The organism is Pseudoalteromonas sp. MM17-2 (assembly GCF_022347945.1).
In the GTDB taxonomy this organism is placed as follows: domain Bacteria; phylum Pseudomonadota; class Gammaproteobacteria; order Enterobacterales; family Alteromonadaceae; genus Pseudoalteromonas; species Pseudoalteromonas ruthenica.
In genome coordinates, this window is record NZ_JAKRFV010000001.1 from 305933 (window position 1) to 329629 (window position 23697).

Here is a 23697-nt window from a genome sequence, read left to right on the forward strand (position 1 = left end):
CAGCAAAATTTGCAGCTAAAGCCTACCATGTCTTACCATTGAAGTTAGCCAAAATATCGCTAACATTGACCCTCGCCTGCAACTTAGCTGCAATTAAGAATAGCCCAGCGAGTTTGCGGTGAATAAACAGCGCATCCACCGGAGGGCTATGCCATTGCAGTTCGCGACTGCTCATCGCCAAGCCTTTTTGTTTGATTCTCGCAGGCAAAGCACTGCTGGCAAAGTCATACTCACCACCTGCCGTTAGCGGTTCACAGGCCAAAGCAAAAATATCGAGCACGGTATGCTCATAGGCTTTATCCACATTATCACTAAAATAACCGATATCACGGGCCGCTTGCGCCATGATACCGCGATCGCCTGTTATGGCGCCCTGAATAAGCTGCCAATATCCCCGACTAATGGGCTCACTAATGGCGCGGGTTGCACCAAAATCGAGCAGTACAATACGGCTGGTGTCGCGCTGATACAAGTAATTAGCAAAGTTGGGGTCGGTTTGCATTAAACGAAAATCAAAAAGCTCATGAATAAACAGGGTAAGTAAATGCATCACTAAACGATTGCGCTCTTCTTGCGTACAGGTAAGCGCCTGCTCAATGGCCTCGCCTTCAACGAATTCCATGGCTAAAATCTGCGCAGTGCACAGCTCGCTCTGCGCTTTTGGCACCACAAAGTGTGAACTTGGCCCCAGCTTTTCTTGGTACTGGTTCATGTAATGCGCCTCTAGGGTGTAGTCCGCTTCATTAAGCAGCTGAGCTTTCGCCTCGGCAATAAGCTCGTCAATGTCCAACCCTTTTGGCAGTAAACCAGTGAGCTTAAGCAGCCTCACGACATTATCCACATCGCTTTCAATGCTTTTGGCGACCCCAGGGTATTGCACTTTCACGGCTAACTTTGTGCCGCTATCAGTGTATGCACGGTGTACCTGGCCGATGGATGCCGCAGCGAAAGGACGCAGCTCAAAATTAGCCAAACCGTCTAGCCAATGAGCTCCCCATTGCTGCTTCAGGGTTCGGGTCAGCTGCTTATGTGGCATGGGTGTGGCTTTATTACGCAACCGCGACAACAGTGCACTGAGCTCTGGGCTTAATAGCTCGCCGGCATCCATCGACAATAACTGACCGAGTTTCATCGCCGCACCACGCAAATGCGCCAATTGCTCAATATTTTTACTGTTTAACACTAACTCTTTAGTGCTTTTATTTTGCCCTGTGACCATGGATTTTAAGCCGCCATAGGCAACATTGCTGGCTACTCTCCCAGCCAATGAACCAAACCGTAAGGCTCGGGAGAACTTGGAAGTGGGCACTGCTTTATCTTTACTCATTTGCGTGTTGATTGTGATCCTAAAACTGTGACTTAGTACGAAAAAAGCCGAAAAAACGATCGAGCAACCCGTATGTTTACCGCCAAGTTGCATTTGTTTAAATTGCATGCAAGGCTTGTTAAAGCCACTAATAACAGGCGCTGGCGCTTGAGTGTCGTAAAAGTGTCGGGTAGATAACACATCGCTAACGTACAGTAGGAGCGGGTCACTTGCTAATTTAAAGGCTCAGTTAGCAAGGAGACCACAACAATGAAAATGAACGTCAATACTACAGAAATTAAAAACCAACGAGATAAACGTTGCCTATCACAAGAGCAGCTTGCCGAGATAGCCGGATTGAGCTTACGCACGGTGCAAAGAATAGAAGCCAAAGGCGTGGCCTCAGGGGAGTCCATTAAAAGCATTGCTGCCGCTTTTGATTTAGATTGCCAGCAATTACTGGCTGCGCAATCGACAACGCGCAATACCGAAGCACCTGTGCCACCATCACAGCCTATACCTTCTCAACCTTTACCTGCACCGCAACACCTGCGAGTAAAATACTTGATTGGGCTACTGGCAGTGATTGCGGCAAATTGTTTTGGTTTTTGGGGGATATACTCCGCTTTTCAAAGTGGCAGCATTGACCAACAGACCATGACACTACTTAAAGATACCGTTGCTGTCTCTTTATTAGTATCTATCGCGGTTATTTGTTATCGCGGTTGGCGCAAACAGGTATTTAAATTCGACTTATAAGTTCATGCCCTGCACTCCTTGCTAACTGATTCAACTAACAAAAAGGAGAGCACCATGTTCAACGATAAATTAGTAATAAAATCTGTAATACTGGCTTTTTTAGCTTATCTGCTGATTACCGCAATCGCCAGTGCCGTAGCAATCCAAGTTTGGCTGCCCGAAGGAGCGGATATGGCTCAGGCGCAAAGATTAGCAAGCCAAGATATGAGCTTAACTGCATTGACCTTAGCCATTGGCGCTAGCGCATGCATATTGACGGGGATGTTGGTGACCTACATGACTAAAAGCCAAGGTTTACGCAATGCCCTGGCCTTGGCAATGCTCATCACATTGTATGGTTTGCTAAGCGTATTCACACACCTTGAGCAGCCGCTGATAGTTCATTTTGCCAAATTAGCGCTGCCCACACTTGCAGTAATAACCGGGGCATATTGGGTTATTCACAGCACCCAAGCCAAGCTGGCAGGCTAATCCCAAACGCGGGCTGAACATACGTTTTAGCCCGCGTTATTTTGATTGCTATATTGTCATAAGGTCGCGCTTGATCTATTGTTTTTGACCTCAATATACATGCTTTGCGTATAGCATTTTTCAACTAACTAAGAAGGATTGCCCAGAGCAACCATGATATTACTTATCGCTTTCGCGGTGCTATCTATCGCCGTGTCGTTTATTTGTTCTGTTCTTGAAGCAGCATTGCTATCCATTACCCCCAGCTTTATCGCCAAGCAAAAGCTTGAACACCCACAGCGCTACACGCAACTCAAGCGCTTAAAAGATCGCATCGACCAACCTTTAGCTGCCATTCTTACCTTAAACACGGTGGCCCACACCGTCGGCGCCGCAGGTGTCGGTGCGCAAGTCACCGTGGTGTTTGGGAATGGTTACTTAGGCATTGCCTCAGCGGTGATGACCATTCTTATTTTATTGCTCTCGGAGATCATCCCGAAAACCCTCGGTGCACGATTCTGGCCGCAAATTGCGGTGGCCATGCCTCCATTGCTCAACTTTCTAATATGTGTACTCAAACCATTTATTTGGATATCAGACAGAATCACTCGACTGCTTGGCGGCAGCGCCACTGAGGAAGATTTGCGCGTCGAGTTAAAAGCCTTGGCATCACTGGGAGCAGAGATAAACAGTATTGATGACAGTGAGCACCGCGCTATCGCCAACATTCTAGACCTTCATACCATCAAGGTGCGCGATATTATGACGCCGCGCATTGTATGTGAAACGCTCAAACCCGATGCCCATCTTAGCGAGGTGCGTGAGAAAGTGATCAAGAGCCAGTTTTCTCGCTTCCCACTGCTTGATGACGATGAAGTCCCACATGGGGTGTTGTTTAAAAGTGATTTAATTGCCACCGGCGACAAAGAATACGCTATCGAACTGGCGCGCAAGGCTAAAGTGGTTGCCAATAACATCAGTGTGGAACACCTGTTAAGCCAGTTAATTGAAGAGCAGCAACATATGTGCTTGGTGTATGATGAATACGGCTCATGGCAAGGTTTAATCACTTTAGAAGACATCATAGAAACCATTATTGGCCAAGCTATTTTGGATGAAACCGACCAAATTGCTAACATGCGCCGTTTCGCGCGCCGACGCTGGTTGCAGCGCAAGAAGCATGAGCGCCGCTCACAATCAGGGCGTTAGTCGGCAGAAACCCGCGATTGAACGACAAACTGTTATCAAATGCACTGAAATAAGGTAAAAAGGCAGCGATTTAACGTATTAAAGGGAAAGTCTATGTCGTACCTTAAACTCAGTGCATTGTCGTTAGCCATGGTTGCAGCCAGCAGCCATGGAGCCAATATTCAATTCCAAAACGAATTAGCAAGTAACGGCACGTTGGTGTTGCTACAAGAGCAAGACCAAGCGCTCAATACCTCAGTGTTATCACCACAAGCGCAACAACAATTACAAAAAGCACTTAACACCGCCCAGTTTAACGGCGAGTATAATAAGCATGTACAGCTTCTAGCCCCTGTAGACTCAAACTATGAACGCGTCGTTGTCGTCGGCCTTGGGACGCAAGACGAGCTTGATACAGCGCGTACAGCCAAACTCGGTGGCAACGTGCATGGTCTGCTTGAGGGCATGAAGGTGACGACGGCAAACATCGATTTTGCCACTATCAATGGGCAGTTATCTAATACCGAGTTAGCGGCTCAATTTGCCCATGGCGTTAACCTGCGCGACCACAGCTTCGACACTTATAAACAAAGCGATGCAGCAAAAACGACGCTAAGCTATCACTTTGATGTCGCTGATCAAGCGCGCGCCGAGCAGGCATATCAAGCCTTAAGTCATATCGAGCAAGGTGTATTTTTAGCCCGCGACCTCACCTCCGAGGTGCCGAGCGCCTTAACGCCTGTAGAGTTTGCACAAGCAGCGCAGCAACTACGCGAGGTCGGTGTTAAAGTCGAGGTATTGGGGCCTGAGCAGATTAAAGCCCTCGGCATGGGGGCGTTGGAAGGCGTAGGCCGAGGTAGCAAGGACGGTGCTCGACTGGTGGTTGCACATTATCAAGGCAGCGATGACGCACCCATTGCTCTGGTTGGTAAAGGCATTACCTTTGATTCGGGCGGCTATAGTATTAAAACCGGCGCTTCAATCGCGCGGATGAAATCCGACATGGCCGGTGCTGCGGCGGTGCTAGGTACCGTGAAAGCCATGGCGCTGAGCAAAGCCGATGTTAATGTCGTTGCCGTAATGGGCATGGCCGCCAACATGGTGTCTGAAACCGCCATAGCGCCGGGAGACATCCTGCGCACCGCTGAAGGCTTAAGTGTCGAGGTACTCAATACCGATGCCGAGGGCCGGTTAGTGCTCAGCGATGCCATGTGGTATGCGCGCAGCCAGTTTAAGCCGCAGATTATGGTGGATGTAGCCACACTCACTGGCTCAAAAGTACGCGCCGTAGGCAATCGCTATAGCGCAATTTTCTCTGATGACGAGCAATTAGTCAGCGAATTAACGGCAGCAGGCAAAGCGGTGAACGAGCAAGTATGGCGCTTACCTTTAGGCTATAAAGACAAGTTAAAGTCAGACATTGCTGATATTCAAAACATCGGCTCAGGAGGCCCGGGAGCAACCACGGCGGCTTCATTCTTACAACACTTTGCTGGAGACACCCGCTGGGTTCACCTCGATATTGCCGGTAATGCGTTAGCGAGCAAGGCTGACGGTGAAGTGAATGTAGGCGGCACCGGCTACGGGGTCAGGCTACTAAGCGAATGGTTGCTCAAAACCAAATAAGGTGCACTGATAGCGCACTATGAGTCAGTTATGGGCAGGGGTTACCTGCCCTTTTTTGTTGTCTTGCTATGGCGATATCACAATACGTTCTGTGTAGTGATGAGCTAGAAAAACCCTAAGGCATCATCACTGTAGCTAACCAGTAGGTTTTTGGTTTGCTGATAGTGCTCAAGCATCATCTTATGCGTTTCGCGGCCAACGCCCGATTTTTTATAACCGCCAAACGCGGCATGGGCAGGATAATGATGATAACAATTGGTCCACACCCGACCCGCCTCAATGGCTCGACCAACCCGATAGGCACGATTCATATCCCGCGTCCAAAGCCCTGCGCCCAACCCAAACTCGGTATCGTTGGCAATGGCAATCGCTTCTTGTTCGTCCTTAAAGGTAGTGACACTGACCACAGGACCAAAGATTTCCTCGCGGAACACCCGCATTTGATTATGCCCTTTGAGTAAAGTCGGCTGAATATAAAAACCATTATTAAGCTCATTGTCGAAGCGTTCGGCGTCACCGCCGATAAGCACTTCGGCACCTTCTTCCTTGCCGATGCTAAAGTAACTCATGATTTTATCGAATTGCTGCTGGGAGGCTTGAGCGCCAACCATAGTGTCGGTATCGAGCGGATTACCGCGTTTAATTTGCTTGGTGCGGGCAATTACCCGGCCGATAAATTCGTCGTACATACTCTCTTGTACTAATAACCGCGATGGACAAGTACACACTTCCCCTTGATTGAAAAAGGCCAGCACGGCGCCTTCAACGCACTTATCGATAAATTCATCACTTTGATTCAATACATCGGCAAAATAGACATTGGGAGATTTACCGCCTAATTCCACTGTGGAGGGAATGATATTCTCGGCGGCACACTTAAGAATATGCGCTCCCACCGGGGTCGAGCCAGTAAAGGCAATTTTTGCAATGCGCGTGCTGCTGGCCAATGCCTGACCCGCTTCCGCACCATAGCCATTGACCACATTAAGCACCCCCGCAGGCAAAATATCGCCAATGAGTTCGATAAATTTCAAAATGGATACTGGGGTTTGCTCCGCCGGTTTGAGCACCACACTGTTCCCTGCCGCCAGTGCCGGTGCAAGTTTCCACGCCGCCATCAGCAACGGAAAATTCCAGGGAATAATTTGCCCAACCACGCCTAAAGGCTCGTAAAAATGATAGGCCACGGTGTGCTCATCTAAATCACCAATGCTGCCCTCTTGAGCGCGAATACAGCCGGCGAAATACCGAAAGTGATCGGCCACCAGGGGAATATCGGCATTCAGCGTCTCGCGCACTGCTTTACCGTTATCCCAGGTTTCAGCAACGGCCAGCTGCTCGCTGTGCTCTTGCACCCGTTGAGCAATCGCCAGCAATAAGTTGCTGCGCTCTGTCACTGATGTTTTGCCCCATGTTTGTTGTGCTTGGTGCGCCGCATCCAGGGCCAGTTCAATGTCTTTTGCACACGATTGCGGGATTTTACAAATAACCTCCCCAGTAACCGGTGTAGTGTTATCAAAATACCGGCCTTGCACTGGGCTTACCCATTGACCACCAATGTAGTTCTCATATTGCGGCTTAAAATCAACTACCGCACCGGGAGTATTAGGATTTGCGTATATCATCGTTATTGTCCTTATCGTTGCATCACTACAAAATTACACAACTTTGCCCGTGAAGCGGTTGTCTTTACATCCAAAGCGCTTGACTAAATGTCCATTTTTTAGCCATGCTAGAGCAAGCACAAAGCAAAGGAATTAAACATGTTATATGGCAACCCCAGCGCTTTCGACAGCGTCCACACTCTTATTGACCATCGCAGTGTCGTGAATGCGCCTGGTATTCAATTGTGCATGTATGAAACCTTTGAGCGCTGTGAACAAGTCCCCTTTCGCACCGATGAGTTGATGTTTTGTGCCATGGTCGAGGGTAAAAAGGTAATGCATCACCAAAGCTTACAGCAGGCGCGGGATTTCACCCCAGGGCAAAGCTTTGTTATCGCCGCCGATGAGCAGGTGCATATCGACTTTCCATTAGCGACCCTAGAGCGTCCAACTCGTTGCCTGACCCTTGAAGTCGACGCCGAGCGCATCGCCAATGTAGCCGAGCAAATGTCATTAAGCGCCCAGGGCAGCTATCATGAGCAGCAACCTGCAACCTTGCAGCTCACCCATAGCACCACCACCGAGGCCATCTACCAGCGCTTGGCCGGGGCATTTATGGAGAATAAAAGCGATAGAGCCTTACTGATTGAGCTGGCAACCACTGAGCTGATTGTGCGGCTACTGCGCGAACAAGATCATCACGCATTATTGCGCTGCGCTTTACACGACCCGCAGGCAACTGCCCTTCATCAAGTATTGAGCCACATTGAGCAGCATATTGCCGCCCAACTCGATGTGGATACCCTTGCTCGCCTCGCCTGTATGAGCCGCAGCAAATTTTTTAGTGAGTTTCGCCGCCATTTGGGCATGACTCCCCATGCTTACATTCTTAAGCGCCGTTTAGAACATGCAGGTTTAATGCTAGAGCGCTCTAAAGCCGTCACCGAAACGTGCTTTGCCTGTGGGTTCAATAGTATTAGTCATTTCAGCCGCAGCTTTAAGCAGTACTACGGGCAAGCGCCGAGCGCTTATATTGCACAAAATAACAAGCGCGAAAGGTAAAGGCGGGGAGAACAGAGAAAAGCCGAGCAGACACTCGGCTTGTTTGGCGTTAGATAAGCTTGAAAGTGCCTTTCATTAACGCTGAGTGACCCGGGAACGAGCAGAAAAACATATACTCGCCGTCAGCACTCATATCTTTGGTAGAAAATTCCACCGTGGTTTGCTCGCCGCCGCCAATGATGTCGGTAGCAGCAATAATGCGCTCATCACCTGCAGGCAGGTAGTTGTTATCTAAGCCCGCGCCCATACCGGCACTGGCTACAGCCTGCATGTCACCTTTAGTGGTTAGCACCCAGTTATGACCCATTGATTTCTTAGGGATCTTACCTGTGTGCTTAAGCGTGACTTTAACTGTTTCACAGCTTTTAGGGACTTCCATTGATTTTTTATTGAATTGCATTGCGTCGTTACCTTCGATGGTAAATTCGCAATTGGCAAAGGTCATTGACGAAAAGAACAAAGCCGCAATGGCAGTGAGAGACTTAAACATACCTTTCTCCGTAATGTTAATAGCTATCATTCAGATTATTAAATACAACCCAAAAAAGCAACAGAATTAGCCATAATCGCTTGATAGCAAAGCTTTATTGACTGTTTTTTAGTACGGCAGTTACGGTAGCAGAGATCAGCTCTGGGTACAAAAAAACCGAGCTACCTTCAAGGTGCTCGGTTTCGTTGAGTGTCACGATTGCGGTTCAGGAACGTAAACCCAGCCTGCCATCAGTCGTCGCGCGCTGCGGCTCATGCTGACGCTGTGCACGTCACAATCTTGGGATTGCATCGCCACCTTCGCTCCCACCTGCAAAGTCCCTGAGGGGTGTCCGAAGGTCACGCCGTTGCGCGCTTGCCCACCGGCGGCAATATTCACTAAGGTGCCGGGAATCGCGGCGGCAGTAGCAATGGCCACGGCGGCGGTGCCCATCATCGCATGGTGTAATTTACCCATTGATAAAGCGCGTACTTGCACATCAATGTCATCGCCATTGATTGCTTTACCGCTGGAAGCGGTATAATCGCTCGGCGGTGCGACCATGGCAATTTTCGGTGTATGCTGACGCGCTTGCGCTTCGTCGATATTCTTGATGAGCCCCATTTTTAAGGCGCCATAGGCACGGATACGCTCAAAACGAGCCAGCGCCTCAGGGTCGCCATTAATATGCTCTTGCAATTCATTACCACGATACCCCAACGCCTCAGCATTAACGAAAATAGTGGGGATCCCAGCATTGATAAAGCTGGCTTTAAGCTCCCCTTCGCCCGGCACCGCTAGGCTATCCACTGCATTACCCGTTGGTAGCACTGCGCCTTCACCCACCGGCGAGATAAAATCAATTTTCACCTCTGCGGCAGGAAAAGTAACGCCATCGAGCTCAAAATCACCCAGCTCTTGCACTAACCCGTCTTGCATGGGTACATGGGCAATAATGGTTTTTTCAATATTGGCCTGCCAAATACGCACCTCGGCAATGCCGTTTTCAGGAATTCGGTGGTTATCGACTAAGCCATTATTGATGGCAAACGCGCCCACAGCTGCGGTTAAATTGCCGCAGTTACCGCTCCAATCGATGAATGCTTTATCTATGGCCACTTGACCAAACAAATAGTCAACATCGTGCTCGGCTTGCGTGCTTTTTGAGAGGATCACCGTTTTACTGGTGCTGGATGTCGCCCCGCCCATGCCATCGGTGTGTTTGCCATAGGGGTCGGGACTGCCGATAACACGCAGCAACAAGGCATCACGATAAGGTCCGGGTTGTTGCGCTGGCTCAGGTAAATCATCGAGAGCGAAAAACACCCCTTTGCTGGTGCCGCCGCGCATGTATGTGGCCGGTATTTTTATTTGTTGTAACATTTATCTACCTCAGTGAAGGTGGGCCGCAGCCCACCTATTTTTGCTAGGTGGTGGCCTCGAGGAAATCCTTGGCAAAGCGCTGCAAAACCCCGCCGGCGCTGTAAATCGACAGCTCTTCCTGGGTATCGAGACGGCATTTGCTAGTAATAGTGAGCTCGTCGCCATTGGCGCGGGTAATGCGCACTTTAAGACTGGCTCCCGGTGCGGGCTCACCCACTACACTGTAGGTTTCGCTGCCATTGAGGGCCAAGGTCTTGCGATTTTCACCAGCACTGAATTCCAGCGGCAACACGCCCATGCCAATCAGGTTGGTGCGGTGAATGCGCTCAAAGCCCTCGGCTAAGATCACTTCGACACCCGCTAAGCGTACACCCTTGGCGGCCCAGTCTCGTGATGAGCCCTGACCATAATCAGCACCAGCAACGATAATCAGTGGTTGCTTGCGCTGCATGTAGGTTTCTATTGCTTCCCACATACGCATGACTTCGCCTTGCGGCTCTAAACGCGTCAGTGAGCCCTCTTGCACTTCCCCGTCTACCACGGCCATTTCATTGCGCAGTCTTGGGTTAGCAAAGGTCGCCCGCTGAGCGGTTAGGTGGTCACCACGGTGCGTGGCATAAGAGTTAAAGTCTTCCTCGGGTACCCCCATCGACGCTAAATATTCCCCTGCTGCACTGCTGGCGAGGATGGCGTTTGATGGCGACAGGTGATCGGTGGTGATATTATCCCCTAATACCGCTAAAGGGCGCAGATCCGTTAGTGTACGCTCTGCTGCCAACGCGCCTTCCCAGTAGGGCGGACGACGAATGTAGGTGCTTTTTTCTCGCCACTGATAGAGCGGGTCGTTTTTCTCGCCATAGTCGACACTTAAATCGAACATCGGCTCATAGACCTGACGGAAATGCTCCGGCTTGACGCTCTTGGCAATCACCGCATCGATTTCTTCATCGCTTGGCCATAGGTCTTTTAAGGTAATGGCATTGCCATCGCTATCATGACCTAGGACATCCTTTTCAATATCAAAGCGAATGGTACCAGCAATGGCGTAGGCGACCACCAAAGGCGGTGATGCTAAAAACGCTTGCTTAGCGTAGGGGTGGATACGACCATCAAAGTTACGATTCCCTGAGAGCACCGCAGTGGCGTATAGATCTCGCTCCACCACTTCTTTTTGAATTTGCGGGTCGAGTGCGCCACTCATACCGTTACAGGATGTACAGGCAAAACCGACCACACCAAAACCTAACTGCTCCAACTCAGGTAGTAGATTGGCTTCTTCAAGATAGAGTTTTACCGCTTTTGAGCCCGGCGCCAGTGAGGTTTTCACCCAAGGCTTACGCATTAAACCGTGTTTATTGGCATTACGCGCCAACAACCCTGCGGCTATCACATTGCGTGGGTTTGAGGTATTGGTACAACTGGTGATGGCGGCAATGATCACCGCTCCATCGGGCATTAGCCCAGGCTGTTGCTCAATTTCTTTGGCAATGCCTCGTGCTTGCAAATCGGCGGTCGCAAGGCGAGCATGAGGGTTTGATGGCCCAGCTAAGTTGCGACCCACGGCACTTAAATCAAAACGCAATACCCGCTCATACTGAGCTTGGGTCATCGCATCTGCCCACAAGCCTGTATGTTTCGCGTACTGCTCAACTAACTGTACCTGCTCGTCATCGCGACCAGTGAGCTTGAGGTAATCAATGGTTTGCTCATCGATATAGAACATGGCCGCAGTGGCACCATATTCAGGTGTCATATTGGAAATGGTGGCGCGATCGCCTAAGGTAAGGTGGCTTGCACCCTCGCCGAAAAACTCTAAGTAGCTTGAAACAACACGCTGCTGACGTAAAAACTCGGTTAGCGCCAGAACAATGTCGGTTGCGGTAATGCCCGGTTGGGGCTTACCGGTTAGCTCCACACCAACAATATCAGGCAAGCGCATATAAGAAGCTCGCCCGAGCATCACGCTTTCGGCTTCTAGGCCGCCAACGCCCACGGCAATAACGCCTAGCGCGTCCACATGCGGGGTATGGCTATCGGTGCCCACTAGGGTATCTGGAAAGGCAACCCCATCACGGGCTTGGATCACCGGCGACATCTTTTCCAGATTAATCTGGTGCATAATGCCGTTGCCCGGTGGGATCACATCGACATTCTTGAACGCTGTTTTGGTCCAGTTAATAAAGTGGAAGCGATCTTCGTTGCGGCGGTCTTCAATGGCGCGGTTTTTCTCAAAGGCATCCTCTTCAAACCCTGCATGTTCCACCGCCAGTGAATGGTCAACGATCAGCTGGGTTGGCACCACAGGGTTGACCTTGGCCGGATCGCCGCCTTTCGCGGCGATAGCATCACGCAAACCGGCTAAATCCACCAGCGCGGTTTGCCCCAAAATATCGTGACACACTACCCGAGCTGGGTACCAAGGAAAATCCAAATCGCGTTTACGGTAAATAAGTTGCTCTAAGCTCGCTGTTAACTGCGCTGGTTCGCAGCGACGCACAAGGTTCTCAGCCAGAACTTTAGAGGTGTAAGGGAGCTTGGCATAAGCCCCCGGTTCAATGGTATCCACCGCCTCTTGGGTATCGTAGTAAATCAGATCCGAGTTGGGCAGCGGCTTACGGTATAAAGAATTCATAATTCGCTCTACATTGCAGAAAAAGGCAGCCCAAGGGCTGCCATAAAGAAACGGTGTTTAGCGCTCGCTCATCGCGGGCACGGGACGAGAATCCGGGCCAGTGTATTCGGCGCTTGGACGGATAATACGGTTATTGGCACGTTGCTCTTTAACATGAGCAGTCCAGCCAGTAACGCGACTCATCACGAAAATAGGCGTGAATAGCTTCGTGGGGATGCCCATAAAGTGATACGCCGAGGCATGGAAGAAATCGGCATTACAGAACAGCTTTTTCTCGCGCCACATTACTTCTTCACAGCGCACCGACACGGGGTAAAGCACATCATCGCCCACCTCTTTCGCCAAGCGCTCTGAGTATTTCTTAATGATCACATTGCGTGGGTCACTCTCACGATAAATGGCGTGGCCAAAGCCCATGATTTTGTCTTTTCGTGCCAGCATGCCCATTAACTCTTGCTCGGCATGTTCGGCGTCTTTAAAGCCTTCAATCATATCCATCGCCGCTTCATTGGCACCGCCATGCAGTGGGCCACGCAATGAGCCAATGGCGCCGGTTACGCATGAATGAATGTCTGACAAGGTTGAAGCACACACACGAGCGGTAAAGGTTGAGGCGTTAAATTCATGCTCAGCATACAGGATCAACGACACATTCATTACGTCGGCAAACAGTTGTGATGGCGCTTTGTCATGTAACAGATGTAAGAAGTGCGCCCCCACAGTGTCATCACCGGTTTCTACGTCAATACGCACACCGTCATGGGTAAAGCGATACCAATAACAGATAATGCTTGGAAAAATAGCCACCATGCGGTCAATAGCATCATCGGCATTGGCAAAATCAGTTTCGGTTTCTAGGTTACCAAGCATCGAACAGCCGGTACGCATCACGTCCATTGGGTGTGCATCTTTAGGGATGGTCTCTAACACGCTTTTCAGTGCTTGCGGTAGGCCCCGTAGCGATTTTAGTTTGGCTTTGTATTCAACCAGCTGGCCTTGGTTAGGTAACTCGCCGCGCGATAATAAATACGCTACCTCTTCAAATTGCACCTTGTCAGCCAGCTCACTGATATCGTAACCACGATAGGTCAGCCCTGAGCCACTTTTACCTACTGTACACAACGCCGTTTCGCCGGCCACTTGTCCGCGCAAGCCTGCGCCACCTAATGCTTTATCTACCATTTTCTTGCTCCTGAATTTTTTCCTGTTGAAACTGTCAATGCGTTACTTGTTTTTGCCTTCGGCAAACAAGGCGTCGAGCTTTTTCTCGTATTCGTGATAGCCCAAATAATCGTACAGATCCATGCGTGTTTGCATCTCATCTAGCACCGCTTTTTGGTCGCCATTTTCAAGAATTGATTTATACACATTCTCCGCCGCTTTATTCATGGCACGGAACGCCGACAGCGGGTAAAGCACCATATCCACGCCCCACTCGCCTAGCTCTTTACGATTCCAAAGCTCGGTTTTACCAAACTCGGTAATATTGGCGAGAATCGGCACATCAAGGGCCTCAGCAAAGGCGCGATAGTGCTCCTCGGTTTGCACCGCTTCTGCAAATATGCCATCGGCACCGGCGGCTACGTAGGCTTTTGCCCGTTCAATGGCGGCCTCTAGACCTTCTTGAGCAAACGAGTCGGTGCGCGCCATAATGAAAAAGTCAGGGTCGGTGCGCGCATCGACGGCGGCTTTAATGCGATCAACCATCTCATCAACTGAGACAATTTCTTTATTCGGGCGGTGACCACAACGCTTTTGCGCCACCTGATCTTCCATATGCACCGCTGCGGCCCCGGCTTTTTCCATATCACGAATGGTTTTAGCGATATTGAATGCGCCACCCCAACCGGTATCGATATCGACCAACAGAGGTAAGTCACAGGCCGAAGTAATACGTTGCACATCGGCAATTACGTCGTTCAATGAGGTCATGCCCAAATCGGGCAACCCATAAGAGGCGTTGGCTACGCCACCACCTGAGAGGTAAATTGCCTGATGACCCAGTTGTTTGGCCATAATGGCGCAGTAAGCATTAATGGTGCCCACTACTTGCAACGGCTTGTTTGCCGCCAATGCTTGTCTAAATTTCTTTCCTGCGGACATGGGGTTCTCCTGTTAGATGCGCGGTTACCCTGAGCGGGCCGCGTTAAACTTATTTTCAATATTATTCATGGAGTAGCTGATATGACGTTTCATCAGCAACTCAGCAAGCTCGCCATCGCGATTGTCAATGGCATTAATAATGGCAAGGTGTTCGTCGAAGGCTTTGGATACCCTCGGCCCTGTCATTCCCATTTGCACCCGATACATGCGAATCAACTGATATAGGTCGTTGTATAACAAGTTGAATAAATGCTCGTTTTTAGAGCCTTTAATAATGCGATAATGGAAATCCAAGTCACCCGCTTCTTGGTAATAGGATTCGCCTTCTTTAACACGCTGCTCATTAAGGTGCTTATTCAATAAGCCTTTCAGCGAGGCGATTTCTTCATCAGCCATATTCTCGGCAGCAAGTCGACAGGCTAGCCCCTCGAGTGCAGCGCGTACCTGATAGACTTCAATTAACCGCTCCGGCGTGAGCGCCACCACGCGACAACCGACGTTGGCTTTGCGCTCGACTAGATTACAGGCCTCTAGGCGATTAAGGGCATCGCGCAGCGTGGCACGTGACACCCCAAAGCGTTTGGCCAGCTCGGGCTCGGATATTTTTGAGCCCTGCTCAATATCGCCCTCGACAATAGCGCGGCGCAGATCAACAAACACTTGATCGGCAGCAGTGGTAATAGGTTGATGTGAATGCAGCTGTTCGCTCACGGCTTTTCTCGAAATTGTCGACAATCTAGGCCTGTACTATGGGATCGATGCCGGTAATTGTCAATAACCCTTACCTTTAATTGTCGACATAAACACAGTTTATAGCGTTGTGCACACTGTAAACTCGCTTTATTACATAAAAGTGTCGACAGCTTAAAAAGCAAAGCAATGCCAAAGCGGATGCGATAAACTATAGCTCACCGTCACAGCCGCTGTAGTTAAAATCGCGATGGATAAGCATACTTATATTCCCGATGCCTTTTTGGACGACGTTGCGTCCTACCTCCCCGAACACTTGCAATTACAAGACTTCGTTGCTGCCTGCCAACGCCCGCTGAAACGCGCGGTACGGGTGAATACATTAAAAATGTCGGTGGCGGCATTTCGCGATTATTGCGCCGACAAACAGTGGCACATTACTGCTATTCCATGGTGCCCTGAGGGATTTTGGCTCACTCGCCCGCAAGAGGAAGAACAGGCATTGCCCATTGGCCGCACCGACATTCACTTAAGTGGCTGTATTTATGTGCAAGAGGCCAGCTCCATGTTGCCGCCGATGGCCCTAGCCGATGCCCTTGAAGAGGCTGAAACGGTGCTCGATATGGCGGCGGCACCAGGCAGTAAAACCTCGCAACTAGTGGCGCTATTAGATAACCAAGGCTTGCTGGTGGCCAACGAACTGTCATCATCGCGGCTAAAAGCACTCAGTGCCACACTCAAACGAGTGGGCGCTCGCAATGTGGGCTTATCACACTTTGATGGTGCCGTTTTTGGTGATTATATGCAGGAAAGCTATGATGCCATTTTGCTCGATGCACCATGTTCCGGTGAAGGCACCGTGCGCAAAGACCCTGACGCATTAAAGAACTGGTCACTGCAATCCAATATTGATATTAGCGACGTACAAAAAACGCTGATCAGAAGCGCATTTCATGCTTTAAAACCCGGCGGTACATTAGTTTATTCTACCTGCACACTCACCCCGGTAGAAAATCATGCGGTATGCGAGTATTTGCTCGCTCAATTTCCAGGGCTTATCGAGATTGAACCCTTGCATGGGCTGTTCCCTGATGCCGACAAAGCCTGCACTGAGCAAGGCTATTTACATGTGTGGCCACAGCTTTTTGATAGTGAAGGTTTCTTTATCGCCCGCTTTAAAAAATTGGGCAGTCAAAGTAGCTGTACGCCGAAAACCAAAAAAGGTCGCTTCCCTTTTACGGCAATGGAGAAAAAGGCCCAACAGCAACTGCAGCAATATGTGCAGCAACAATTTGCCATGGATAAATTAGCTGGCCGACTTATGCAACGCGATAAGGAAGTATGGTTGTTCCCCGACATCGACGATGAGCAATTATTTACAGCCATCAAATACTCGCGCATTGGTATTCAGATAGGCACCACCCATAGAAATGGGGTGCGGCTAGAGCATGAGTTCGCAACCTGCTTAGGCCACTATGCAACGCGCAATACCATGGCCTTGAACTCGCAGCAAGCTCAGCAGTACTTTCACGGTCAGGATATCCGTTTAGATGAGCCGAGCAAGCACAAAGGTGAAGTGATCCTGACACTCAATGGCGCGCCCGTAGGCTTAGGTAAATGGCAAGAGCAGAAAATTAAGAATGCACTGGCTCGTGATTTAGTGATGGATGGGCAGTTAATAACTTGGGTATAACTTGGTAATAAACGGTTAAGAAACACTAGCCAGTTTTTTACAATTATTTACAGAGTTTAGTTAATAAGTTGTTTTTTATAGTAATTTAATACTAGGTTTTTATTTCCATTTTCGCCCGGCGTTAACTACAATTATAAGAACTTTCGCTTCTCCCGTATGAATGTGTAAAGTTTATTAGTTAGCGCACGGCTCATCATGAGCCATTCCCCTGGGCCCAGGACAATGCGGATTCGTCCTGGGCATTTTTTCGTCTCACACTTTTTTGAAAGCCGACTTTAATACTTTAAAACATTGAAAGTTAAACCAATTTCACTCAACCTTCGGTTGATGGGGTACGTCTAGCCGCTTTTGGCAATCTACTCCTTGCTTGAGCAATCACACGGTGCGCCTGTTCCCGTAATAAGACACTACGAACATGAAATTTTTTGCTTTTACCCTTTTCCTCTAGCCGCACCCACACTCCCTTAATATAGTGGCATAAGGTTCTGATGGGGAGTGAGTTATTATGGTTGTGCGAAAAGTTTTGTTGGTAACTGCTATGCTGAGTGCTGCGCTGGGAATGAGTGACGCAAAAGCAAAGGCCCAAGATCAACCAAACGGTCTTTATAGCGGATTTAGCTACCCCAATGGGAAGCTCAATGCCATCAGTCTAAGTTTTGATGATGGTCGCCACTCTCAAGTTGATGTGGGCATGGCCATTTTAGACAAATACCAAGTAAAAGCGACTTTCTATGCCCAACCTGAGTCCATTGCTGAGCGCTTAGCGCAGTGGCAAGCGGCGATTAACAATGGCCATGAATTAGGCAATCACACAAGCCACCATTTATGCTCTGGTAACTTTGAATGGCTGCGTAAAAAAGGCCTGTCTCTAGAGCAGACCACCCTAGCTTGGTTAGAAAACGACATTAAAGAGGCTAACCACTATTTTAAGAAACATTTAGGTGTGACCCCTCGCGCGTTTGCCTATCCCTGTGGTCATACTTTTGTTGGCCGGGGTAAAGACACACAAAGCTATGTGCCCTTGGTAGCGACCCTGTTTGATACCGGCCGCACTTGGAATGATGAAACTGCCAACAATCCCAATTTTACCGACTTTGCCCAACTCACTGGTATACGTATTGATGGTCTGCGTTTTGCGCAAATCAAAGAATTACTGGAGCGCTATCGCGACAATAACAGCTGGATTATCTTAGCAGGCCACAATATTGGCCAACGGGGCCCTTATACCGTCGATACACAAGCGTTGGAGCAACTGCTCGCGTATATTAACGACCCCGACAATGGCTTTTGGGTAGGCACTGTTAGCGAGGTCGCCGACTATGTACGCAGTAATCGTAAGGCCCCATAACTTATGGTTGGACTTCAGGTTAACAAGGCGTCCAATCTGAACTTAGACAGGTATGATCATATCCTCAGCTAGCTCAGATAATTATATTGCCTTATCGCTCGCGCTACTGCTGCGAGCCTGCGTACATTTTAGTCAAAGCGTTGCCAATCACTTAAAGTTAAACGTCACTTTATCTGCTTTTGCAATCAAACCATTCTTTGACGATATGTAAGTTACTTTATCTGCTGACGCCACAGCATTATTGAGCACCATTGTCACATCTCCCTCCATCACTGTGTCACCATTTTCAAAGCGCATCACTTGTGCCTTAGTCTCTGGTTGATCATCGTCAGCGAATGTAATGCGTACATCACCAATGTATGTTTGCACTTTGCTGTTTTTAGAGATTAATTTTTGCTGAGCGGACACTTCCATTTCATTGGCAGAAGCAACACCTGATGCCACAAGGCTTACCAGTGCGAGTGTTTTAAGTAATTTCATTTTTATTCCCTTTTCTAGTTTAAGTAAAATACCACTTGATTGAATAAAGTAGCTAACGCGAGGGGCCTAGTGCGTTGCCTTCTTAACTCGTATTTAAAAGCGGCCTCCATGGTCTGCGTGATTGTGGACCACTATAATATTTACGCTAGTTTGAAATCCGCTATACCCATCGCGTCCACTCATATAGCCGTGAAGTCTGCTTAAAGTGCTTGTGTTTCAAGCCACGCTTCAAGCGCAGAAGTTCCTATAAATATGTCGTGCACTTTTTGTGTTGAATCCAAAATTAAATAGGTTGGAAACCCCCGTTGCCCAGCGGCTCTTAAAAGTGCTGATTCAGTGCACTCGCCCTCATAAGCAATAAAAGGGTATTGCACATCATTGTCACTTAAGTGCTGTTTAAATTCATCAACACTGCTTACTCCCGCCATGCCTACTATACTGAAGCGTTTCGAATCATTTAATAGGTTGTTTGATTGAATCGCCTTTCTACAGAAAGCGCAGTAAGGGCTATAAAGTTGCACTATGGTAAATGCTGATGCAGCAACTATCTCTTTGACATTCTGACCAGTTAATGTAGAAGCTTTCACGCCCCAAAACTGACCTGCTTTAGGCTGTGGCACGTTCATTTTTTCTAATGTACTGTGCACACACTGTGTTTCCTGCACATTCTCACTTTTAAGCGCTCTTAGCTCTTTACGGTTCTCTGGTGAATTGTGTTTGTATAGCTGCACGAAGACCTTGCCGTTGTGGAACGAGCGAGATGTGAGAGAAGACATACTGATGCCGCTTTCGTTAACAAACCCCACTGACTCTAATTTAGGTTCCAGAAAGTGATTACTGCCTGCTGCATCAGTAACGACTATGAGAAACTTATCTATTATTCTGTTGGCATCACCACTGAGTGCATAGGGGGTGGCAATTGACCCTCTTAATACCCCATTGTCAGAATCAAGAATAACAGGCGGATAAATAGCTAATGAAGAGGAAAAAGGTAAATGTGTTTCTAGAGAATGCCAGAGTAACCAATCTTCTGACTTGATTTCCTCGCAAGCTGCGGCGCTAGATATGAGTGTAATAATAAAACAGACGATGGTTTTCATTACTTCCCTTGTAATAAAGTTGCAGCTTTAGCAAACTAGCAACTTGACCTCTAAAAATCAACGCTAGCGCTCATTTTTTGAGCCACACAGAATATTACACTCATCACTAACTCAACCATTTATGCCATATAGTCGCTGAAAAACTTGCTCAGCAAGGCTTCAAGTATTCAATCAGAATTACTGCAACCCAGTATGCTAACCCAGAGCACTACCACAGCGTTAAACACGGTCGGCACTTCATTCTTAAATTGCACTTTGCTGGCCTTTCACCAGTGAATCTAGCTTTTACTCGCCCTTTTATCCAGCTCCCCAACAGGAGCTTTACCACCATTATCTGCGCGATTAGAACACGTTGAGCTAAGTTGGCATTGTTTTTGATACTTAACCGTGTAAAGGCGCAAAATGTCGCTATTTAGCGACATTTATTGATAAAAATTTCAATATCCGCGAAAACTTTACAAACACAGAGGAAAACAGCGATGAAGGATAAAATAATAAACACAGTGTACGCATTTGGTCTATTTGGTCTTATCGGTGTGATCCCTCCAATTTTGGTTGAGCGCAGTATTGATGCACAGATGCATGCGCAAGTGGCGCCCAAATACAACAAAGACTCAGACAGTTACGCATTTTTACAGCAGCGCAGCTATTCTGCTGCAGCGCCCAAGCTCACACTTCTAGATACCTGTAATAGCAGCGACGAAAACTATAAACCGCTAGCAAACTCTCTCAGCACCTTACCGCAAACCAGCTTGGTTTTGGCGCAAAGCATTATTCAGTGCCTACAGCGTGGCTAAGGGCTAATCAAGCTCATATTCTGTGACACTGTCGTCACTGTGTAACAGTCGGTAACGACACAATTTGCCGTGCTCTAGCTCCACTAGGCTAATAGCTGCATGACTGACCAAATGCTTTTGTGGCCCAGAGGTGGTGTCGTGTTTATCAACTTTCATTTGCCAACGTTTAGTAAATAAATTTAGTGGGCTTCGTGGTGAGTACAAAATCGAATCAAGCTTGTCGAGCACGTTGATAAGCTTTCGTGGAAATTCGTTTTTAATGCCGCTGGCGGTTAGTTGCCAAATGCGGTTTTCTCGTTCGGAGAAACGCGCCCGCACCGAAAAACAAAACGAATAATGAACGTCGCCAGAGAGAATAATGGTTTCCTGGGGCGTATCCAAACGGCGGAAAATATTCAGCAGTTTTTTAGCTGATCCCTCATGTGCCATCCAGTTTTCACAATCCACCATCAGTGGCTGGTTACACAGAGTAAACACCGCTTGAATAGCCTCAATGGACTTAACCCCAAATACCGGCGCAGGCGATACCAGTAATACTTGCTCCGAGCCCTGAAGACTATTCTCCAACTCCAGTAGTCGCTGCCAATCTAATAGCCCTGAAGGCTCATTAAAATCTTGTTCGTTACGCCAGCGGTGGGTACGCGTGTCAAGTACCACAACCTTAGGGCTAGTTGGTAATTCATAGTGCCAATAGTCGTAGTTTAATAATGGCTTATACAGTGGCGCTAAATGCCAAAAGCCATCCCCTCGGGCTTTTTTCAATGCCTCAAAGAACGGCCATGGTGTGTCACTGGCGCAGTTTCCCCAACCTTGAAACAACGCATAGCTGAGCATGGCGTTGCCGATAATCGCACGGCTAGCCGGGTGGGTATACACCGCTTGCTCCCAATTTGCGGTAAGGTTCCAATCATCAGTCACATCATGGTCGTCAAAAATCATCAAACTCGACACATGAGCAATTAGCCGTGCTGCATAAGGCTGCGAGGCAGCAAAATCAAGCACGTGGGTGCGCTCTTGTTGGAAGCTTTGGTAATGGGGGTGACTGTCACTGAGTTGGAGTTGCTCGGTGTCGATTAGTTGCCAACACGGTGCTCCCAAACTCAATAGGTAAAGCGCTATGAATTCTTCAAAATGCACCAAGTGGTTGGCACTTTTCACACTACTAAAGTGCGGCTCGTCGCGGCGCAACCAATAGCCTAATTGCCACTTCGAGCGCTTTTGCCATGGCGTATGGGGCAATTTACAAGCACGGTTATACAAGTCATCTTGTACTTGTTGGCTGAGCGCTATCAGCTGCTCACCCTCGCGATAAATGCCGAGACGCTCAATCAGCTGGTGGATAGCCAGAAGCATCGGCCCAGCCACGTCGTCAGCATAAATTTGATCGCCGCTAAGGAGCAACAGCTGCGGTCTTTTCTCGGCATTACTATGACTTTGCTGCATTAGCTTATCGCCCTGCACGAGGGCATCTTCACTGTAGTGATGAGGGTTGCGGCAGGAGCCATGAAGCACAGAGCGCAGTTGCTCCGGGATCAATAGACTTGGCAGTGTTGCATCAGCGTAGCAATAGTCACCCAAGTCATGGGCTTCGGAGCCAAAATACAGCTCATAGGATATGGATATCTCGGTACTAAATGCGCCATTCACTGGCGTAAGGGTGCAGTTATGGAGGTATAAATGCTCTCCCAGGCGCAGTGTTTCGGTGTGTTGCTCACTGGGGTACTGATGAAGCTTAAACACTGGCTCTAACGCCTGAGAAGTCGCTAGCTGGATGCGGATTTGCTGTTTCTCAGCGCGGCGCACTACAGGGCCTAAAAGCAACACTGGTAACGATGTCATTGCGCCGGCCCTACCCTAATTAACGCCGAGGAATACGGTTGAACAAGCGATAAAAGTTGTCGGTAGTGGCCGTAGCTAGCTCTTTATAACTTATGCCTTTAAGCTCAGCAATAAAATAGGCGACATCCTGCACATAAGCTGGCTGATTGGTTTTCCCACGATGCGGCACCGGTGCCAAATAAGGCGAGTCGGTCTCAATCAGTAACCTGTCGAGCGGAATTTGCTTAACGACATCACGTAACTGCTCAGCGTTGCGAAATGTCACAATTCCGGAGATAGAGATATAAAAGCCCAGATCCATGGCCTTTTTTGCCATGTCATAATCTTCAGTGAAGCAATGCAACACGCCACCACAGCGTTCAGCATGGTGTTCGCGCATGAGGTTAATGGTGTCCTCGCGCGCATCTCGGGTGTGAATAATAAGCGGTTTATCCAACTCGTTGGCGACATCAATATGGCCGACAAAACTCTCTAGTTGTACTGGCTTGGTTTCAGCACTGTAATAATAATCAAGACCGGTTTCACCAACGGCAACAACCTTATCACTGGCAGCCAATTGTCGGAGCTGGTCAATATTGAGCGCGTCTTTTTGGTCCAATGGATGCACCCCACAAGATGCCGAGACATCGCTGTAAGGAGCGATCGTCTCAAGCATTTGTGGAAATTTATCCAAGGTCACGTTAACACACAAAAAGTGTTCAACATCACGCTCTCGCGCCTGTTGTAAAACACCGTCTAAGTCGGTGTCTAGCTTATCAAAGTCAAGTTTATCGAGGTGGCAATGCGAATCTACAATCATGAAATACTGCTTGGTTGATATAAGGCCTTAGGCCTTACATGGTGTACGTTGGATTGCCGGAGTTTAACATAGTGCCGAGCATTTTTTCGATCTTGTCGCGCACATGCGTCTTATCGTCGATAAAACCGATGCCGATACCCGGGGGGTTAGAGCTCTGCGCGCCAATCGGCGTCACCCATACGACTTTCCCGGTGACCACATCGTCTTCGAGCGAGTCTGGCAAGGTAACGCGTAGCGCCAGCGATTGGCCCATTTCGTAATTCATGTTGGTACGCACGAACAAGCCGCCACTTTTTATATAAGGCATATAACAACGATACAACTCATCCAAATCGTCTAATTCTACAAGTAGCTCTTGCACATTGGCTC

Annotated in this window: 21 protein-coding genes; 8 read left to right on the forward strand and 13 right to left on the reverse strand. The window is 48.7% G+C overall.

Translation table 11 applies throughout. The features are described 5' to 3' along the window. Nucleotides 1–22 precede the first annotated feature (22 nt). The gene (locus tag MHM93_RS01410; protein WP_239447652.1) at nt 23–1327 is read right to left on the reverse strand and encodes an AarF/ABC1/UbiB kinase family protein; all 1305 of its coding nucleotides are present in this window, start codon (nt 1325–1327) and stop codon (nt 23–25) included. A gap of 249 nt (nt 1328–1576) precedes the next feature. Here MHM93_RS01410 and MHM93_RS01415 point away from each other — a divergent pair, with 249 nt between their 5' ends. The 4 genes from MHM93_RS01415 to MHM93_RS01430 all read left to right on the forward strand — a co-directional run bounded on the left by MHM93_RS01415 (nt 1577) and on the right by MHM93_RS01430 (nt 5329). Further along, nucleotides 1577–2065 carry a helix-turn-helix domain-containing protein gene (locus MHM93_RS01415; protein WP_239447653.1) on the forward strand — a complete coding sequence of 163 codons (489 nt, stop codon included), beginning with the start codon at nt 1577–1579 and terminating at the stop codon, nt 2063–2065. 54 nt (nt 2066–2119) lie between these two features. After that, on the forward strand, nt 2120–2536 hold the full coding sequence (locus tag MHM93_RS01420) for a hypothetical protein (RefSeq protein ID WP_239447654.1): 417 nt from the start codon (nt 2120–2122) through the stop codon (nt 2534–2536). A 153-nt stretch (nt 2537–2689) separates the two neighbouring features. Next, a complete protein-coding gene (locus MHM93_RS01425) occupies nt 2690–3724 on the forward strand; it encodes a CNNM domain-containing protein (protein WP_239447655.1) in 1035 nt (344 codons plus the stop codon). Between the two features lie 93 nt (nt 3725–3817). Beyond that, nucleotides 3818–5329: a leucyl aminopeptidase gene (locus tag MHM93_RS01430; RefSeq protein ID WP_239447656.1), complete on the forward strand. Its 1512-nt coding sequence runs from the start codon at nt 3818–3820 to the stop codon at nt 5327–5329. 104 nt (nt 5330–5433) lie between these two features. Here MHM93_RS01430 and MHM93_RS01435 read toward each other — a convergent pair whose 3' ends face one another. After that, nucleotides 5434–6954 carry an aldehyde dehydrogenase family protein gene (locus MHM93_RS01435; RefSeq protein WP_239447657.1) on the reverse strand — a complete coding sequence of 507 codons (1521 nt, stop codon included), beginning with the start codon at nt 6952–6954 and terminating at the stop codon, nt 5434–5436. A 138-nt stretch (nt 6955–7092) separates the two neighbouring features. Between MHM93_RS01435 and MHM93_RS01440 the strand changes: the two genes are divergently transcribed. Beyond that, a complete protein-coding gene (locus MHM93_RS01440; RefSeq protein ID WP_239447658.1) occupies nt 7093–7995 on the forward strand; it encodes an AraC family transcriptional regulator in 903 nt (300 codons plus the stop codon). A gap of 49 nt (nt 7996–8044) precedes the next feature. Here MHM93_RS01440 and azu read toward each other — a convergent pair whose 3' ends face one another. From azu to MHM93_RS01470, 6 genes are all read right to left on the reverse strand, one after another. Next, nucleotides 8045–8485, reverse strand: coding sequence for an azurin (gene azu, locus MHM93_RS01445; protein ID WP_022943820.1), 441 nt, complete (start codon nt 8483–8485; stop codon nt 8045–8047). 192 nt (nt 8486–8677) lie between these two features. After that, nucleotides 8678–9847 (reverse strand): 2-methylaconitate cis-trans isomerase PrpF, encoded by a 1170-nt coding sequence (gene prpF, locus MHM93_RS01450; protein ID WP_239447659.1) that lies wholly within the window; start codon nt 9845–9847, stop codon nt 8678–8680. Between the two features lie 43 nt (nt 9848–9890). Beyond that, nucleotides 9891–12479, reverse strand: coding sequence for a Fe/S-dependent 2-methylisocitrate dehydratase AcnD (gene acnD / locus MHM93_RS01455; protein ID WP_239447660.1), 2589 nt, complete (start codon nt 12477–12479; stop codon nt 9891–9893). Nucleotides 12480–12536: 57 nt separating this feature from the next. Then, on the reverse strand, nt 12537–13661 hold the full coding sequence (gene prpC, locus MHM93_RS01460; protein ID WP_239447661.1) for a 2-methylcitrate synthase: 1125 nt from the start codon (nt 13659–13661) through the stop codon (nt 12537–12539). Nucleotides 13662–13703: 42 nt separating this feature from the next. Beyond that, a complete protein-coding gene (gene prpB, locus MHM93_RS01465) occupies nt 13704–14582 on the reverse strand; it encodes a methylisocitrate lyase (protein ID WP_053910898.1) in 879 nt (292 codons plus the stop codon). A gap of 24 nt (nt 14583–14606) precedes the next feature. Beyond that, a complete protein-coding gene (locus tag MHM93_RS01470) occupies nt 14607–15293 on the reverse strand; it encodes a GntR family transcriptional regulator (RefSeq protein ID WP_239447662.1) in 687 nt (228 codons plus the stop codon). A 229-nt stretch (nt 15294–15522) separates the two neighbouring features. Here MHM93_RS01470 and rsmF point away from each other — a divergent pair, with 229 nt between their 5' ends. Then, the gene (gene rsmF, locus MHM93_RS01475; protein ID WP_239447663.1) at nt 15523–16965 is read left to right on the forward strand and encodes a 16S rRNA (cytosine(1407)-C(5))-methyltransferase RsmF; all 1443 of its coding nucleotides are present in this window, start codon (nt 15523–15525) and stop codon (nt 16963–16965) included. A gap of 538 nt (nt 16966–17503) precedes the next feature. Further along, on the forward strand, nt 17504–18313 hold the full coding sequence (locus MHM93_RS01480) for a polysaccharide deacetylase family protein (RefSeq protein ID WP_239447664.1): 810 nt from the start codon (nt 17504–17506) through the stop codon (nt 18311–18313). Between the two features lie 147 nt (nt 18314–18460). Here the strand turns inward: MHM93_RS01480 and MHM93_RS01485 are convergent, their stop codons facing one another. Both MHM93_RS01485 and MHM93_RS01490 read right to left on the reverse strand, forming a co-directional pair. Beyond that, the gene (locus tag MHM93_RS01485; protein WP_239447665.1) at nt 18461–18793 is read right to left on the reverse strand and encodes a hypothetical protein; all 333 of its coding nucleotides are present in this window, start codon (nt 18791–18793) and stop codon (nt 18461–18463) included. Between the two features lie 200 nt (nt 18794–18993). Continuing rightward, nucleotides 18994–19893, reverse strand: a complete 900-nt coding sequence (locus MHM93_RS01490; RefSeq protein ID WP_239447666.1) for a redoxin — start codon at nt 19891–19893, stop codon at nt 18994–18996. Between the two features lie 479 nt (nt 19894–20372). Here MHM93_RS01490 and MHM93_RS01495 point away from each other — a divergent pair, with 479 nt between their 5' ends. After that, nucleotides 20373–20690, forward strand: a complete 318-nt coding sequence (locus tag MHM93_RS01495; protein ID WP_239447667.1) for a hypothetical protein — start codon at nt 20373–20375, stop codon at nt 20688–20690. Nucleotides 20691–20693: 3 nt separating this feature from the next. Here the strand turns inward: MHM93_RS01495 and MHM93_RS01500 are convergent, their stop codons facing one another. From MHM93_RS01500 to MHM93_RS01510, 3 genes are read right to left on the reverse strand one after another with little or no spacing between them, the layout of a single operon-like run. Beyond that, complete coding sequence (locus MHM93_RS01500) at nt 20694–22529, reverse strand: metallophosphatase (protein ID WP_239447668.1); 1836 nt, start codon at nt 22527–22529, stop codon at nt 20694–20696. 19 nt (nt 22530–22548) lie between these two features. Continuing rightward, complete coding sequence (locus MHM93_RS01505) at nt 22549–23328, reverse strand: YchF/TatD family DNA exonuclease (protein WP_045978422.1); 780 nt, start codon at nt 23326–23328, stop codon at nt 22549–22551. 34 nt (nt 23329–23362) lie between these two features. Beyond that, nucleotides 23363–23689, reverse strand: coding sequence for a PilZ domain-containing protein (locus MHM93_RS01510; protein WP_022945950.1), 327 nt, complete (start codon nt 23687–23689; stop codon nt 23363–23365). Between the last annotated feature and the right edge of the window lie 8 nt (nt 23690–23697).

Excerpts from the sequence above, each read along its gene's own strand:
- MHM93_RS01410 (WP_239447652.1), bottom strand. The coding sequence starts at position 1,327 with ATGAGTAAAGATAAAGCAGTGCCCACTTCCAAGTTCTCCCGAGCCTTA.
- MHM93_RS01415 (WP_239447653.1), top strand. The coding sequence starts at position 1,577 with ATGAAAATGAACGTCAATACTACAGAAATTAAAAACCAACGAGATAAA.
- MHM93_RS01420 (WP_239447654.1), top strand. The coding sequence starts at position 2,120 with ATGTTCAACGATAAATTAGTAATAAAATCTGTAATACTGGCTTTTTTA.
- MHM93_RS01425 (WP_239447655.1), top strand. The coding sequence starts at position 2,690 with ATGATATTACTTATCGCTTTCGCGGTGCTATCTATCGCCGTGTCGTTT.
- MHM93_RS01430 (WP_239447656.1), top strand. The coding sequence starts at position 3,818 with ATGTCGTACCTTAAACTCAGTGCATTGTCGTTAGCCATGGTTGCAGCC.
- MHM93_RS01435 (WP_239447657.1), bottom strand. The coding sequence starts at position 6,954 with ATGATATACGCAAATCCTAATACTCCCGGTGCGGTAGTTGATTTTAAG.
- MHM93_RS01440 (WP_239447658.1), top strand. The coding sequence starts at position 7,093 with ATGTTATATGGCAACCCCAGCGCTTTCGACAGCGTCCACACTCTTATT.
- azu (WP_022943820.1), bottom strand. The coding sequence starts at position 8,485 with ATGTTTAAGTCTCTCACTGCCATTGCGGCTTTGTTCTTTTCGTCAATG.
- prpF (WP_239447659.1), bottom strand. The coding sequence starts at position 9,847 with ATGTTACAACAAATAAAAATACCGGCCACATACATGCGCGGCGGCACC.
- acnD (WP_239447660.1), bottom strand. The coding sequence starts at position 12,479 with ATGAATTCTTTATACCGTAAGCCGCTGCCCAACTCGGATCTGATTTAC.
- prpC (WP_239447661.1), bottom strand. The coding sequence starts at position 13,661 with ATGGTAGATAAAGCATTAGGTGGCGCAGGCTTGCGCGGACAAGTGGCC.
- prpB (WP_053910898.1), bottom strand. The coding sequence starts at position 14,582 with ATGTCCGCAGGAAAGAAATTTAGACAAGCATTGGCGGCAAACAAGCCG.
- rsmF (WP_239447663.1), top strand. The coding sequence starts at position 15,523 with ATGGATAAGCATACTTATATTCCCGATGCCTTTTTGGACGACGTTGCG.
- MHM93_RS01480 (WP_239447664.1), top strand. The coding sequence starts at position 17,504 with ATGCTGAGTGCTGCGCTGGGAATGAGTGACGCAAAAGCAAAGGCCCAA.
- MHM93_RS01485 (WP_239447665.1), bottom strand. The coding sequence starts at position 18,793 with ATGAAATTACTTAAAACACTCGCACTGGTAAGCCTTGTGGCATCAGGT.
- MHM93_RS01490 (WP_239447666.1), bottom strand. The coding sequence starts at position 19,893 with ATGAAAACCATCGTCTGTTTTATTATTACACTCATATCTAGCGCCGCA.
- MHM93_RS01495 (WP_239447667.1), top strand. The coding sequence starts at position 20,373 with ATGAAGGATAAAATAATAAACACAGTGTACGCATTTGGTCTATTTGGT.
- MHM93_RS01500 (WP_239447668.1), bottom strand. The coding sequence starts at position 22,529 with ATGACATCGTTACCAGTGTTGCTTTTAGGCCCTGTAGTGCGCCGCGCT.
- MHM93_RS01505 (WP_045978422.1), bottom strand. The coding sequence starts at position 23,328 with ATGATTGTAGATTCGCATTGCCACCTCGATAAACTTGACTTTGATAAG.